Origin of the sequence: Pseudomonas fragi (assembly GCF_900105835.1) — a bacterium.
GTDB classification, from domain to species: domain Bacteria; phylum Pseudomonadota; class Gammaproteobacteria; order Pseudomonadales; family Pseudomonadaceae; genus Aquipseudomonas; species Aquipseudomonas fragi.
The window spans coordinates 2,681,241-2,696,020 of record NZ_LT629783.1 but is presented as its reverse complement, the minus strand read 5'-3'; the positions used below and the strand labels follow the sequence as shown (position 1 = coordinate 2,696,020).

General features: G+C 58.5%; 13 protein-coding genes. 9 read left to right on the top strand and 4 right to left on the bottom strand.

From position 1 onward, the window contains the following. The first annotated feature begins 70 nt into the window (after window positions 1-70). The 8 genes from rnr to BLU25_RS12280 all read left to right on the top strand — a co-directional run bounded on the left by rnr (window position 71) and on the right by BLU25_RS12280 (window position 9,932). Entirely contained in the window at window positions 71-2,734 is a 2,664-nt protein-coding gene (gene rnr / locus BLU25_RS12315; RefSeq protein WP_083369656.1) for a ribonuclease R, read from the top strand. Continuing rightward, the gene (rlmB, locus tag BLU25_RS12310; protein WP_016783317.1) at window positions 2,731-3,495 is read left to right on the top strand and encodes a 23S rRNA (guanosine(2251)-2'-O)-methyltransferase RlmB; all 765 of its coding nucleotides are present in this window, start codon (window positions 2,731-2,733) and stop codon (window positions 3,493-3,495) included. The genes rnr and rlmB overlap by 4 nt, the downstream gene beginning before the upstream one ends. 306 nt (window positions 3,496-3,801) lie before the next feature. Next, window positions 3,802-4,227 carry a 30S ribosomal protein S6 gene (rpsF, locus tag BLU25_RS12305; RefSeq protein WP_003439045.1) on the top strand — a complete coding sequence of 142 codons (426 nt, stop codon included), beginning with the start codon at window positions 3,802-3,804 and terminating at the stop codon, window positions 4,225-4,227. 28 nt (window positions 4,228-4,255) lie between these two features. Then, on the top strand, window positions 4,256-4,486 hold the full coding sequence (rpsR, locus tag BLU25_RS12300) for a 30S ribosomal protein S18 (RefSeq protein WP_003171373.1): 231 nt from the start codon (window positions 4,256-4,258) through the stop codon (window positions 4,484-4,486). 36 nt (window positions 4,487-4,522) lie between these two features. Beyond that, a complete protein-coding gene (locus BLU25_RS12295; RefSeq protein ID WP_029611708.1) occupies window positions 4,523-5,419 on the top strand; it encodes a YybS family protein in 897 nt (298 codons plus the stop codon). Between the two features lie 19 nt (window positions 5,420-5,438). Next, window positions 5,439-5,885, top strand: a complete 447-nt coding sequence (gene rplI, locus BLU25_RS12290) for a 50S ribosomal protein L9 (RefSeq protein WP_003439047.1) — start codon at window positions 5,439-5,441, stop codon at window positions 5,883-5,885. 120 nt (window positions 5,886-6,005) lie between these two features. After that, the gene (gene dnaB / locus BLU25_RS12285; protein WP_016783319.1) at window positions 6,006-7,400 is read left to right on the top strand and encodes a replicative DNA helicase; all 1,395 of its coding nucleotides are present in this window, start codon (window positions 6,006-6,008) and stop codon (window positions 7,398-7,400) included. Window positions 7,401-7,625: 225 nt separating this feature from the next. Continuing rightward, on the top strand, window positions 7,626-9,932 hold the full coding sequence (locus tag BLU25_RS12280; RefSeq protein WP_029611709.1) for a YgiQ family radical SAM protein: 2,307 nt from the start codon (window positions 7,626-7,628) through the stop codon (window positions 9,930-9,932). A 313-nt stretch (window positions 9,933-10,245) separates the two neighbouring features. On the opposite strand, the gene BLU25_RS12275 is transcribed toward BLU25_RS12280, so the two are convergent. Then, entirely contained in the window at window positions 10,246-10,446 is a 201-nt protein-coding gene (locus tag BLU25_RS12275) for a hypothetical protein (protein ID WP_016783321.1), read from the bottom strand. Window positions 10,447-10,779: 333 nt separating this feature from the next. Here BLU25_RS12275 and azu point away from each other — a divergent pair, with 333 nt between their 5' ends. Beyond that, on the top strand, window positions 10,780-11,226 hold the full coding sequence (gene azu / locus BLU25_RS12270; RefSeq protein ID WP_016783322.1) for an azurin: 447 nt from the start codon (window positions 10,780-10,782) through the stop codon (window positions 11,224-11,226). Window positions 11,227-11,285: 59 nt separating this feature from the next. Here azu and BLU25_RS12265 read toward each other — a convergent pair whose 3' ends face one another. The 3 genes from BLU25_RS12265 to pncB form a co-directional block, all read right to left on the bottom strand. Further along, window positions 11,286-12,308: a DUF1338 domain-containing protein gene (locus BLU25_RS12265; RefSeq protein WP_083369655.1), complete on the bottom strand. Its 1,023-nt coding sequence runs from the start codon at window positions 12,306-12,308 to the stop codon at window positions 11,286-11,288. A 241-nt stretch (window positions 12,309-12,549) separates the two neighbouring features. After that, complete coding sequence (nadE, locus tag BLU25_RS12260) at window positions 12,550-13,377, bottom strand: ammonia-dependent NAD(+) synthetase (RefSeq protein WP_016783324.1); 828 nt, start codon at window positions 13,375-13,377, stop codon at window positions 12,550-12,552. Between the two features lie 3 nt (window positions 13,378-13,380). Beyond that, on the bottom strand, window positions 13,381-14,595 hold the full coding sequence (gene pncB / locus BLU25_RS12255; protein WP_016783325.1) for a nicotinate phosphoribosyltransferase: 1,215 nt from the start codon (window positions 14,593-14,595) through the stop codon (window positions 13,381-13,383). Between the last annotated feature and the right edge of the window lie 185 nt (window positions 14,596-14,780).

Sequence of the window (14,780 nt, the reverse complement as noted above, 5' to 3'; positions counted from 1 at the left end):
GCCTGAAATTTCCCGTTTCAATACGCGTATGCCAAACTAACCCGCATATAGACAAGGTGAAAACTATCTAATGGCCGATTGGCAGACCCTCGATCCCGAGGCCGCACGTGAAGCGGAAAAATACGAAAACCCTATCCCTAGCCGCGAACTGATCCTTCAGCACCTGGCCGAGCGTGGCTCGCCTGCTGCTCGTGAACAGTTGGTGGAAGAGTTCGGTCTGACTACAGAAGACCAAATCGAGGCCTTGCGCCGTCGCCTGCGTGCGATGGAGCGTGATGCCCAACTGATTTACACCCGCCGTGGCACTTACGCGCCGGTGGACAAGCTTGACCTGATTCTCGGTCGCATCAGTGGCCACCGCGATGGCTTCGGCTTCCTGGTGCCGGATGACGGCAGCGACGATCTGTTTATGAGCCCGGCGCAAATGCGCCTGGTGTTCGATGGCGATCGCGCGCTGGCCCGTGTTTCGGGGCTGGACCGCCGTGGTCGTCGCGAAGGCGTGATCGTTGAAGTGGTCTCCCGTGCTCACGAAACCATCGTCGGTCGCTACTTTGAAGAAGGCGGCATTGGTTTTGTCGTTGCCGACAACCCGAAGATCCAGCAGGAAGTGCTGGTGACCCCGGGTCGCAACGCTGGCGCCAAGATCGGTCAGTTCGTCGAAGTGAAGATCACTCACTGGCCGACCCCGCGTTTCCAGCCGCAAGGCGATGTGCTTGAGGTTGTAGGCAACTACATGGCTCCGGGCATGGAAATCGATATTGCCCTGCGCTCCTACGACATTCCTCACGTCTGGCCTGAAGCTGTCCTTAAGGAAGCGGGCCGGTTGAAACCGGAAGTCGAAGAAAAAGACAAAGAGAAGCGCATCGACCTGCGTCATCTGCCGTTCGTCACCATTGACGGCGAAGATGCCCGCGACTTCGATGACGCCGTATTCTGCGAAGCCAAGCCTGGCAAGCTGCGCCTGTTCTCCGGCGGCTGGAAGTTGTACGTGGCGATTGCCGACGTCTCCAGCTACGTGAAAATCGGTTCGGCCCTGGATGCCGAAGCCCAGGTTCGCGGCAACTCGGTGTACTTCCCTGAGCGCGTGATCCCGATGCTGCCTGAGCAGCTGTCCAACGGCCTGTGCTCCCTGAACCCGAAAGTCGACCGTTTGGCCATGGTGTGCGAGATGACCATCTCCAAAACCGGCGAAATGACCGACTACCAGTTCTACGAGGCGGTGATCCACTCCCAGGCCCGTCTGACCTACAACAAGGTCAGCACTATCCTGGAACAGCCAAAAACCAGCGAAGCCAAGCAACTGCGCAGCGAATACGCTGATGTAGTGCCGCACCTCAAGCAGCTTTACTCGCTGTACAAGGTGCTGCTGGCGGCTCGTCATACCCGTGGCGCGATTGATTTTGAGACCCAGGAAACCCGAATCATCTTCGGTTCCGATCGCAAGATCGCCGACATTCGCCCGACCACCCGTAACGATGCGCACAAGCTGATCGAAGAATGCATGCTGGCGGCCAACGTGGCCACTGCCGAGTTCCTCAAGAAGCACGAGATTCCTGCGCTGTATCGTGTTCACGATGGTCCGCCGCCGGAGCGTCTGGAAAAACTCCGTGCCTTCCTCGGTGAGCTGGGTCTGAGCCTGCACAAGGGTAAAGACGGTCCGTCGCCGAAGGATTACCAGGCATTGCTGGCCAGCATCAAGGATCGTCCGGACTTCCACCTGATCCAGACCGTGATGCTGCGTTCGTTGAGCCAGGCGGTGTACAGCTCTGATAACCAGGGCCACTTCGGCCTGAATTATGAAGCCTACACCCACTTCACCTCGCCGATTCGTCGCTACCCTGACTTGTTGACGCACCGTGCGATCCGCAGTGTGATCCATTCCAAGATGGACACCCCGCACGTTCGCCGTGCTGGCGCGATGACCATCCCGAAAGCGCGGATTTATCCGTACGACGAAGCGATCCTCGAGCAGCTCGGCGAGCAGTGCTCGATGAGCGAGCGCCGTGCCGACGAAGCCACCCGCGACGTGACCAACTGGCTCAAGTGCGAGTTCATGAAGGATCGCGTAGGCGAGTCGTTCCCGGGTGTGGTGACGGCAGTGACCGGTTTTGGCCTGTTTGTGGAGCTAACCGACATTTATGTCGAAGGTCTGGTTCACGTAACCGCCTTGCCGGGTGACTACTACCACTTCGATCCTGTGCATCACCGCCTGGCGGGCGAACGCACCGGTCGCAGCTTCCGCTTGGGCGATACCGTTGAAGTGCGGGTCATGCGCGTCGATCTCGACGAGCGCAAGATCGACTTCGAAATGGCGGAAAAAACCCTCAGCGCGCCGATTGGTCGTAAAAATCGCACTGCTGATGCGCCTAAAGCGAAAAACGCTGGCAAGTCGGGCACCAAGGCGACTGAAAAGCCGGTTGAGCCTGCCCCGGCAGCGCGCCGCAGTGCGCCAGCCAAGGCGGTGAAGAAATCGTCCGATGATGCTTACCGTCCTGGCGACGCGGCGGCCAAAAACGCCGAACTGCGTAAAAGCCGTGAACTGAAACAGGCGCTGCTGGCCGAATCGAAAAGCGGCGGTCGGACATCGGAGCCGGGAAAGTCGAGTAGGGGGGCGCCTGCAAAAGATGCAGGCAAGCCTTCCAAGCCGAGCAAACATCGTAAAGGCCCGCCGAAATCGGGCACCGCTCCAGCCGCCAAAAGCGGCGGGGCGCGCAAACCTAAGGCCAAGTCATGAGTCTGGAAAAAATCTACGGCGTGCATGCCGTAGAAGCATTGCTGCGTCACCATCCCAAGCGCGTCAAGCAGGTATGGCTGGCAGAGGGTCGCAGTGACCCGCGGGTACAAACCCTGATCGAACTGGCCAACGAAAACCGTGTGGCTGTCGGCCAGGCCGAGCGTCGTGAAATGGACGTCTGGGTTGAAGGCGTGCACCAGGGCGTGGTGGCGGACGTTAGCCCGAGCCAGGTCTGGGGCGAAGCCATGCTCGACGAGCTGCTCGATCGCACCGAAGGTGCCCCGTTGTTGTTGGTGCTGGACGGCGTGACCGACCCCCACAACCTGGGTGCCTGCCTGCGCTCGGCAGATGCTGCCGGCGCACTGGCTGTGATCGTGCCGAAGGACAAGTCTGCAACATTGACTCCGACTGTACGAAAAGTAGCCTGCGGTGCAGCGGAAGTTATTCCGTTGGTGGCCGTAACCAACCTGGCGCGCACCCTGGAAAAACTCCAGCAGCGCGGCCTGTGGGTTGTCGGTACGGCCGGTGAGGCTGAGGTCAGCATCTATGACCAGGACCTGACCGGTCCGACCATCCTGATCATGGGGGCCGAAGGCAAGGGCATGCGTCGCCTGACCCGTGAGCATTGCGACTACCTGGTCAAGCTGCCGATGGCGGGTAGCGTCAGCAGCCTGAACGTTTCGGTAGCGACAGGCGTTTGCCTGTTCGAAGCCCAGCGTCAGCGCGGCGCCAAGGCCAAGGCTTCTTCGAAGAAGAAGTAAGCTGGCTGGCTGTTAAATGTGGGAGCGGGCTTGCTCGCGATGCGTATCACACGGTGTCTCAGGATGACCGCAGCGATGCCATCGCGAGCAAGCCCGCTCCCACATTGGTTTGTGGTGTTTGCAGGCAAAGATTGTTCAAATAATCACCAATTGCCTTGCGCCTCCGTTGTCCCTTCTCTACAATTGCGCCCCTTGCCGTCATGGCGGGCGCATATGTGCCTCTCTAGGCAAGACACACAAGTGTCATTCACTCCTTGTCTGACCGCTTTTTAGTTAGCGGCAGGCTACAACCCGTAAGGAGCATTCATGCGTCATTACGAAATCATCTTTTTGGTCCACCCGGATCAAAGCGAACAAGTCGGCGGCATGGTAGAGCGTTACACCAAGCTGATCGAAGAAGACGGCGGCAAAATCCACCGTCTGGAAGATTGGGGCCGTCGTCAACTGGCCTACGCAATCAACAATGTTCACAAGGCTCACTACGTGATGCTGAACGTTGAGTGCACTGGCAAAGCCCTGGCTGAGCTGGAAGACAACTTCCGTTACAACGATGCTGTGATCCGTAACCTGGTCATCCGTCGCGACGAAGCCGTAACTGGCCAGTCCGAGATGCTCAAGGCTGAAGAGAACCGCAGTGAGCGCCGTGAGCGTCGTGACCGTCCTGAGCATTCTGACAGCGCCGATGGCGATGACAGCGATAACAGCGACGCCAGCGATAACGCTGACGAGTAATCCACGGACCTTTTGAGGAGCCAATTACATGGCACGTTTCTTCCGTCGTCGTAAATTCTGCCGCTTCACCGCAGAAGAAGTGAAAGAGATCGATTACAAGGATCTCAACACTCTGAAAGCTTACGTATCCGAGACCGGCAAAATTGTTCCAAGCCGCATCACCGGTACCAAAGCTCGTTATCAGCGTCAGCTGGCCACCGCTATCAAGCGCGCCCGCTTCCTGGCCCTGCTGGCCTACACCGACAGCCACGGCCGCTGAGACCGGGCAGTCGACAAGTAGTAAAGGATTGAAAGCATGCGCGCCTTAGCTGAGTTCATCATGCGAGGCCGTGTGCAGGCCACGTTAATCGTGGCCGGATGTGCGGCATTGCCGTTCTTGTTCTGGTTGAGTGCTGCTGCAGGTAGCCTTGTGCTTCTGCGGCGCGGTCCGAGAGATGCGTTGAGCATCCTCTCATGGGCGTTACTGCCGGCCTTGGCCTGGTGGTTTATCGGAGAACCTCGCACCCTTATGGTGCTGCTGGGAACTCTGGGGTTGGCGTTGATGTTGCGCGCCGGCCAGTCCTGGAATCGCGTGCTGCTGGTCAGCGTAGCGTTGGGTGTGGTGTATGGCGTGGTCCTGGGTACGGTTTTCCGCGAACCCATTGGTGCGATGGCGCAGGAGTTGGAAAAACTTCTGCCGCAGGTCCTCAATGGTCTCTACGACAAGTTATCTGACGTAGAGCGAGCGCGCCTTGGAGCACTGATTGCACCCGTCCTCACCGGTTTGATTGCAGCTTTGATGCAGGTCGTCAGCGTGCTTAGCCTGATGCTTGGGCGTTATTGGCAGGCGTTGTTGTATAACCCGGGCGGTTTTGCCAGCGAATTTCGCAGCATCCGCCTACCGCTGGGACCAGCGCTCGTATTGCTGGCGTGCATGCTTGTAGGGCCGAACTTCGGTCCCGAAATGGCCATGCTTACGCCGTTGTGCAGCGTAGCGTTGTTCTTCGCCGGGCTGGCCCTGATTCATGGGCTGGTGGCGCAAAAGCGACTGGCCAAGTTCTGGCTGGTGGGGTTGTACGTCACGCTGTTGCTGTTTATGCAGCTGATCTATCCGTTGCTCGTGGTTTTGGCCATTGTCGACAGCCTGATTGATTTTCGCGGACGTCTGGCGCCCAAAGGCACCGATAAAGACTCTGCGGACGGTGAAGGTTAAAAGTTAAGAGGATTTTCACATGCAACTGATCCTTCTGGAAAAAGTCGCGAACCTGGGCAACCTGGGCGACAAAGTAAATGTTAAGGCCGGTTACGGTCGTAACTACCTGCTGCCGTACGGCAAAGCAACCGCTGCAACCGCTGCCAACCTGGCTGCGTTTGAAGAGCGTCGTGCTGAGCTGGAACAAGCTGCTGCAGACAAAAAAGCTTCGGCTGAAACACGCGCTGCCCAACTGGCTGAGCTGGAAGTGACTATCACTGCCACCGCTGGCGACGAAGGCAAGCTGTTCGGCTCGATCGGCACTCACGACATCGCTGATGCACTGACCGCCTCGGGCGTTGAAGTTGCTAAAAGCGAAGTTCGTCTGCCGAACGGCACTATCCGCAACGTTGGCGAATTCGACGTGGCTGTGCACCTGCACGCCGAAGTTGAAGCAACCGTACGCGTTGTTGTGGTAGCTGCTTAAGCAGTCTTAACTGACTGGCACCTTGTGTGCCGGACGGTTAACATCGGGCACGATCCTGTTTACAGGTCGTGCCCTTTGTCTTTCTGCTGTTTCTGATTTTCATACCTATTCCAAGTGGCCATGAACGATATCTCCGCTCCTGAGCAATACGATCTACAAACCGCAGCCCTGAAGGTGCCTCCGCATTCCATCGAGGCCGAACAGGCTGTGCTCGGTGGTTTGATGCTGGACAACAACGCCTGGGAACGCGTGCTGGATCAGGTTTCGGACGGTGATTTCTATCGACATGACCACCGCCTGATCTTCCGCGCCATCGCCAAGCTGGCAGACCAGAACTCCCCGATCGATGTCGTGACCCTTGCCGAGCAACTGGACAAGGAAGGTCAGACCTCGCAAGTCGGTGGCCTGGGCTACCTCGGTGAGCTGGCGAAAAACACGCCGTCGGTCGCCAACATCAAGGCCTACGCCCAGATCGTGCGCCAGCGCGCGACCTTGCGTCAGTTGATCGGCATCAGTACCGAGATCGCCGACAGTGCCTTCAACCCGGAAGGGCGCAGCGCTGAAGAGATTCTCGACGAAGCTGAGCGCCAGATTTTTGCGATTGCCGAGGCCCGGCCAAAAACCGGTGGCCCGGTCAGCGTCAACGACCTGCTGACCAAGGCCATCGACCGCATCGACACGCTGTTCAACACCGACAACGCCATCACTGGCCTGTCCACCGGTTATACCGACCTCGATGGGATGACCAGCGGCCTGCAGCCTGCGGATTTGATCATCGTCGCCGGCCGTCCATCGATGGGTAAAACCACCTTTGCGATGAACCTGGTTGAAAACGCCGTTTTGCGCAGTGAAAAAGCGGTACTGGTTTACTCCCTCGAGATGCCAGGCGAATCGCTGATCATGCGTATGCTGTCGTCCCTGGGCCGTATCGACCAGACCAAGGTCCGGGCCGGTCGCCTCGAAGACGACGATTGGCCGCGCCTGACGTCGGCGGTTAACCTGCTCAACGACCGCAAGCTGTTTATTGACGATACGGCCGGTATCAGCCCGTCGGAAATGCGCGCCCGTACCCGACGACTGGTACGTGAGCACGGTGATATCGGCCTGATCATGATCGACTACCTGCAATTGATGCAGATCCCGGGTTCGGGCGGTGACAACCGTACCAACGAAATTTCCGAGATTTCGCGATCCCTCAAGGCTCTGGCCAAAGAGTTCAACTGCCCGGTAGTGGCGCTGTCGCAGCTCAACCGTTCCCTTGAGCAGCGGCCCAACAAGCGCCCGATCAACTCCGACTTGCGTGAATCCGGAGCCATCGAGCAGGATGCCGACGTCATCATGTTTGTGTACCGGGACGAGGTGTACCACCCCGAGACCGAGCACAAGGGCATTGCCGAGATCATCATCGGCAAGCAGCGTAACGGCCCTATCGGGACGACGCGCCTGGCGTTTATCGGCAAATACACCCGCTTTGAAAACCTGGCGCCGGGCAGCTACAACTTCGACGACGATTAATCGCCCCGCGCTTTTCTGTGGGAGCGGGCTTGCCCGCGATTCAGGCGACTCGGTATATCTGCCGAACCGCAGCGATACCTTCGCGAGCAAGCCCGCTCCCACAGGTGAGTCATCAATTCCGACCATTGCCGTCGGAATTGATCAATTTTTGTGCTATATTCCGCGCCCGCGAATTTCTTAGTAAATGCCGCGCCCCCTTTTTTGCACTCAACACCGGTCATCGACATGCAATCAGCCAAGCCTCTATTTGACTATCCGAAGTACTGGGCCGAATGTTTCGGCCCAGCACCATTCCTGCCCATGAGCAGGGAGGAGATGGATCAGCTTGGCTGGGATTCATGCGACATCATCATCGTGACCGGTGATGCCTATGTCGATCACCCGTCATTTGGCATGGCCATTATTGGCCGCTTGCTGGAGTCCCAGGGCTTCCGAGTGGGTATCATTGCCCAGCCGAACTGGCAGTCCAAAGACGACTTCATGAAGCTCGGTGAGCCGAACCTGTTTTTCGGCGTTGCCGCCGGCAACATGGACTCGATGATCAACCGCTACACCGCGGACAAGAAAATCCGTTCCGATGACGCCTACACCCCAGGTGGCATGGCAGGCAAACGTCCCGATCGCGCCAGCCTGGTGTACAGCCAGCGTTGTAAAGAAGCCTACAAGAATGTGCCGATTGTCCTCGGCGGCATTGAAGCGTCCCTGCGCCGTATCGCGCACTACGACTACTGGCAGGACCGTGTCCGCAACTCGATCCTGATCGACGCCTGCGCTGACATCCTGTTGTACGGCAACGCCGAGCGCGCCATTGTCGAAGTGGCCCAGCGTTTGTCCTACGGCCACAAGATTGAAGACATCACTGACGTGCGCGGTACCGCGTTCATCCGTCGCGATACGCCTAAAGACTGGTACGAAGTCGACTCTACGCGTATCGACCGTCCGGGCAAGATCGACAAGATCATCAACCCGTACGTCAACACCCAGGACACCCAGGCCTGCGCCATCGAGCAGGAAAAGGGCCCGGTTGAAGACCCGAACGAAGCCAAGGTCGTACAGATCCTGGCCAGCCCGCGCATGACCCGTGACAAGACGGTTATCCGCTTGCCGTCGGTGGAGAAAGTGCGTGGCGATGCGGTGCTCTATGCTCACGCCAACCGCGTGCTGCACCTTGAAACCAACCCGGGCAACGCCCGTGCGCTGGTGCAAAAGCATGGCGAAGTGGACGTGTGGTTCAACCCGCCACCGATCCCGATGACCACCGAAGAGATGGACTACGTGTTTGGCATGCCTTACGCACGTATTCCACACCCTGCGTACGGCAAGGAAAAGATCCCGGCCTACGACATGATCCGTTTCTCGGTGAATATCATGCGTGGCTGCTTTGGTGGCTGCACCTTCTGCTCCATCACCGAGCACGAAGGTCGGATCATCCAGAACCGTTCCGAAGAGTCGATCATTCGCGAAATCGAAGAGATCCGCGACAAGGTTCCGGGTTTCACCGGTGTTATTTCCGACCTCGGCGGCCCGACCGCGAACATGTATCGCATTGCCTGCAAAACCCCGGAAATCGAATCCGCGTGCCGTAAGCCGTCCTGCGTATTCCCGGGCATCTGCCCGAACCTGAATACCGACCACTCGTCGCTGATTCAGCTGTACCGCAGTGCGCGTGCCTTGCCGGGCGTGAAAAAGATCCTGATCGCTTCCGGTCTGCGCTACGACCTTGCGGTCGAATCGCCGGAATACGTGAAGGAGCTGGTTACCCACCACGTTGGTGGTTACCTGAAGATCGCCCCGGAACACACCGAGGAAGGTCCGCTCAACCAGATGATGAAACCGGGCATTGGCAGCTATGACAAGTTCAAGCGCATGTTCGAGAAGTACACCAAGGAAGCAGGCAAAGAGCAGTACTTGATCCCGTACTTCATTGCGGCCCACCCGGGCACCAAAGATGAAGACATGATGAACCTGGCGATCTGGCTCAAGACCAACGGTTTCCGTGCCGACCAGGTGCAGGCGTTCTACCCGTCGCCGATGGCCACCGCCACCGCGATGTACCACTCGGGCAAGAACCCGCTGCGCAAGGTCACGTACAAGAGCGACTCGGTGACCATCGTCAAGAGCGAAGAGCAGCGCCGCCTGCACAAGGCGTTCCTGCGCTACCACGACCCGAAGGGCTGGCCAATGCTGCGTGAGGCGCTGACCCGTATGGGCCGTGCCGACCTGATCGGTTCGGGCAAGGATCAGCTGATTCCGTTGCATCAGCCGGCGACCGACAGCTATCAGAGTGCCCGTCGCAAAAACTCGACTCCGGCTGGCAGCCACAAGGTAGCAGGGGAGAAGACCACCAAGATCCTTACCCAGCACACCGGCCTGCCGCCGCGTGCCAGTGATGGTGGCAACCCGTGGGACAAGCGTGAACAGGCCAAGGCCGCGGCGTTTGCCCGCAACAAGCAGGCTGCCAAGGAACGCCAGGAAGCTGCCAAGGGCGGCAAGAGCCAGCGCCCGGCCCGCAAGCCGGTAGTGCCGCGCTAAATAAATCACGGCATTGTGGGAGCGGGCTTGCTCGCGATGGGATCACCGCGGTCAATCTGATACACCGCGCTGTTTGCATCGCGAGCAAGCCCGCTCCCACAAGATACGAACGCCAGCCTTAGGGCTGGCGTTGTGCTTTCCGGGCGCTGAGAAGCCTGCCACGGGCTTGTAGGCTGTTTGCTGTCGCACGGGTAAGGGAATGAGGTTTGCTGCGTCTGAGGGCGTTCAGGCTAACTGCGAGGATCAGCAGGCGCGCTGCTGATCCTGATCACAGATCCTGTGGGCCGGGTTGTGGATAACCGGGCCAAGGGGCTCAAGCGGTTGGTGCTTTGTCTTCCGGTGCGCCGGTTTCTTCTGCGGCGCCTTCATTTTCGCTGTCGACTTCGTGTTCCAGTTCGGTGTCTACGATGCCACCTTCAGCAGCCGCTTTTTTGCGGGCAGCCTTTTCCTCTTTCTTCTGCTCTTTAGCCAAGTCTCTTTGACGCTTAGCGAAGTTATAGTTTGGTTTGGCCATGGGCGATCCTCTTGGGGTCGAAGGTGAGGTTAAGCGGCGCGTATTCTGCCCTGTATTAGTGCTTAGCCGTTAGCTGGGTTTTTGCAAGGTTGCACTTTGCGTTAAAAACACGACTCTACACCCACGCAAAAGCCGGTTGTGGATTAAATCGGGTTACTTATTCCGCCAAAATTCAAAATGATGGCCTATGGTTATAAGCCTTAAGCCCCTTTTGTGGCTGGTTTGTGTCGATCGTGGCGATAGACCATGACGCAGATCATATGAATCGATACAATTTTCAGGCAATCTGTATACAGATTTTTGCTTCCCCATACCCTGCCTTGGAGATACACCATGTTTGCCAAAGTTGTTGCGGTATCCCTTTTGACCCTGGCCAGCGGCCATTTGCTGGCGGCTGAGTGCGCTGTCACTGTCGATTCGACTGACCAAATGTCTTACAACACCAAAGAGATCGTCATCGACAAATCCTGCAAGACCTTCACCGTTAACCTGACTCACTCCGGCAACCTGCCGAAAAACGTCATGGGCCATAACTGGGTGTTGAGCAAAAAGGCAGACATGCAGGCAGTTTCCACCGACGGTATTGCTGCCGGCCTGGATAAAAACTACCTGAAGGACGGTGACGAGCGCGTTATCGCCCACACCAAAGTGATCGGCGCCGGCGAGAAAGACTCGGTGACCTTCGACGTGGCCAAACTGAAAGCGGGCGAAGAATATGAATTCTTCTGCACCTTCCCGGGCCACAACTCGATGATGAAAGGCGCTGTGGTTCTTAAATAAGACCGCGCTAGCCCCTAAAACAGCCCTGACGTGCCTTGCGCCGTCAGGGCTGTTTGCGTTCAGGCCCTGGAGTCGGTCATCTTGAAAATGCCCTGGGCGTTGCTGCTGTCGAAGTTCAGATCGATGCGGCCGGTGTCGGGGTCGACCTTGCGCTGGATAAACTCCACAAATGAACCCGGCACCGCGTGTTCACGGTACACGCCGGCGCTATCGACCAGGCCGCGACTGACCGTGCAGGCGCGATAGGCGGTCTGCATCACCCGGCCTGAGGCCGAGACCTCGATGCTGTCTTTCATCGGCCGTTGCAAGTCGCGCTGTTGCGCCACGCAGGCTTCGAGGTCCGGCACGCGGTCGGTCAGATGGTTGAAGCTGTTGCCCTCAGTGGCGATCCAGGCCATTTCGGCGCTTTCCGCGAGCAGGCAGTGGTAGTCCGTTTCCTGTACCACTCCGTGCTGACGGCCAAACGCCTGATAGAGCGCGGGTAACAGGCTGTGCGCTTCACTCAGGCTGCAATGGCGGGTCAGGCTCAGGCGCTGGAGGATGCTGTGGTGTTGGGCCTGCAGCGGGTCAAGGCTGGAGCCGACCACGCGGCTGACAGCCTGTTGAAAGGCTTCGCTGAAACGGCCGGGATGCAGTTCCGAGACAAAGAACTGGGCAATGTCTTCGGGCAAGTCCATTTGCCGGTAGCCCCAGCCGGTCATGTTCAGTTTGGTCAGGGGGTAGGTTCGTACATCGGTAAAGCCCAGGGGCTCCAGCAATCGGGCAAATGCCTGACGGCCACGGGGCAGGTCGCCGTTATCGGGCCAGTCAACCGTGCGGAGGGCGCCGTGGTCAAACACCACCTTGCGCCCATGTTGTGCCTGTTCTTCAACATAGCGTCGACCTTCAGGTACGGCTTCTACCAGCTTGTGCAGCAGGCACAGGTTCAGGGCTTCGGCGAGCCACGCCCGATGCACCGCCTGCTCATGCCAGCTGAAGCGCAGCAGCCCTTCGGGCACCTCGACATGTTCGCGCAACCAGGTGGTTGCCGGTTGGCCGAGCAAGGAATCGACTAGAGAAAACAAACCATCGAAAGCAGACATGGGGCAGGGCTCTGGCGACGAAACAGGTGTCTATCAAAGCCTTTGGCCGTTGCGGCCACAAGCGAAAAAAAATGCGGGGTTCATTCCGTTTTTTCGTACTGAACCCCTGATGGCAGGTGGGAGCACCGCATGACCTGTGGGAGCAGGCTTGCCTGCGATGCATCCCACGCGGTCTGTCAGGCATTTCGCGGTGATGCCATCGCGAGCAAGCCCGCTCCCACAAGAAGTGCAGCCGCGCGGCTCAAGGCGCGAACGGCATCTCACGCTTGTGATGGGTCTTTTCGTAGGTGCTGCGGATGATGTTGAAGGCTTCTTCGCTCACCGGCTCGCCATGCAGGAAGGCATCGATCTCGGCATAGGTCACGCCGTGGGACGCTTCGTCTGGCTTGCCCGGTTCCAGGTCTTCAAGGTCGGCAGTCGGGACTTTCTCCACCAGCGATTCTGGCGCTCCAAAATGCCGCGCAATGGCCCGTACCTGATTTTTCACCAGCCCGCTGAGAGGTGCCAGGTCGCAGGAGCCGTCGCCGAACTTGGTGAAGAAGCCCATCACCGCCTCGGCGGCATGGTCAGTGCCGATCACCAGCCCGCCAGTAGCCCCGGCGATGGTGTATTGCGCCACCATGCGCATCCGCGCCTTGGTGTTGCCCAATACAAAGTCCACGGTGGCGGCAGGTTTGCCTTCAAACGCGCTCACTTCGGCTGCCAGGGCCTTGACCGCCGGGCCGATGTTTACGGTCTGGCGCTCGTCCGGGTTGATAAAGTCGACCGCAGCCGTGGCGTCCGCTTCGTCATGCTGCACGCCATAAGGCAGGCGCACGGCAATAAAGCGATAGGCCTGGTCACCGGTCTGTTCGCGCAATTGCTGCACCGCACGTTGTGCCATCAGGCCCGCGGTCAGGGAGTCGACCCCGCCGCTGATGCCCAGTACCAGGGTCTTGAGCCTGGCGTTGTGCAGGCAGCACTGAATGAACGTGATACGCCGGGCGACCTCGGCCTCAAGGGCGGCAATGTCTTTGAAGGGCGGCTGGACCTTGAGGTCTGCAGCAATCTGACGCTGTACGGCCTGCATGATTCACTCCTTGGGAGAATGTTCAGGAACTTGGAAAACGTGACGCAAATAGGCGGCGAAGTTGGGGTCGGAGCAATGGGTCTTGCCCGGCTCATCGGAAATCTTGGCCACCGGCGAGCCATTGCAGGCGTTCATTTTAAGCACGATGCTCATCGGCTCAACCCCCGGAATGTCGCAGGTCAGGTTAGTCCCGATACCGAAGCTGACGTTGATCCGGCCGCGCAGCGCCCGGAAAATCTCCAGCGCCCGCGGTAACGTCAGGCTGTCGGAGAACACCAGGGTCTTGCTCATCGGGTCGATGCCCAGCTTGTGGTAATGGGCTATGCATTTTTCGGCCCACACTACCGGGTCGCCGGAGTCGTGGCGCAGGCCGTCGAAGAGCTTGGCAAAGTACAGATCGAAGTCTTTCAGGAAGGCATCGGTGGTGATGCAGTCCGTCAGCGCGATGCCCAGCAGGCCACGGTATTCCCGTACCCAGCAGTCTAGCGCCGCGCTCTGGCTGTCGATCAGCCGCGGGCCCAGTTGCTGGTGCGCCATGATCCATTCGTGGGCCATGGTGCCCAGCGGCTTCATGTCCAGCTCACGGGACAGATGCACGTTACTGGTGCCGACAAAACGCCCGGGGAAGTCATGCTTGAGCACGGTCACGACTTCTTCTTGCACGCGGTACGAAAACCGTCGACGGGTGCCAAAATCGGCGACTTGCAGTTCAGACAACTCCTCGGCGCTGGCATTGGCCTGCAGCCAGTCGAACTTGCGATACAGCTGTTCGCGGGCCTGGGACAGCACGGTATCGGCATAGCGCGAACGGTTGCGCACTTCGCTGACAATCGCCAGCAATGGCACTTCAAACAGGATCACATGCAGCCACGGCCCGCGCAGGCGGATAACCAGCTCGCCATTTTCGATACCGGTGTGTACATAGCGCATATTGAAGCGAAACAGCCCCAAAAAGCGTATGAAATCGGGCTTCATAAAGGTAATGCGTTCCAGAAACCCCAGCTGGTCCTGAGTCATGCTCAGTTCGCACAGGCGTTCGATCTGGTGGCGAATTTCGTTCAGGTACGGGCGTAAATCCTCACTGTTGCGGCAGCGGAATTCCCACTCGACTTCGACGTTGGGGTAGTTGTGCAGCACCGCCTGCATCATGGTCAATTTGTAGAAGTCGGTGTCGAGCAGGTTCTGCACGATGCGATCGGCAAACACACTCTCGCTCATAGCGGCAATCTCCATGCTGCCCGTGCCGGAAAGCCACGGCGTTCAGCTTTTTCAATGAATGGCGCTAGTGGCGCATATCCGCAGGCGGTTTTGCCAGCGGTTTTTGTGGTTGTAGCCTGTTTCTGCCCTGTGGGAGCGGGCTTGCCCGCGATGGCATCTACGCGATTTAACGCAAAGACCGCGCC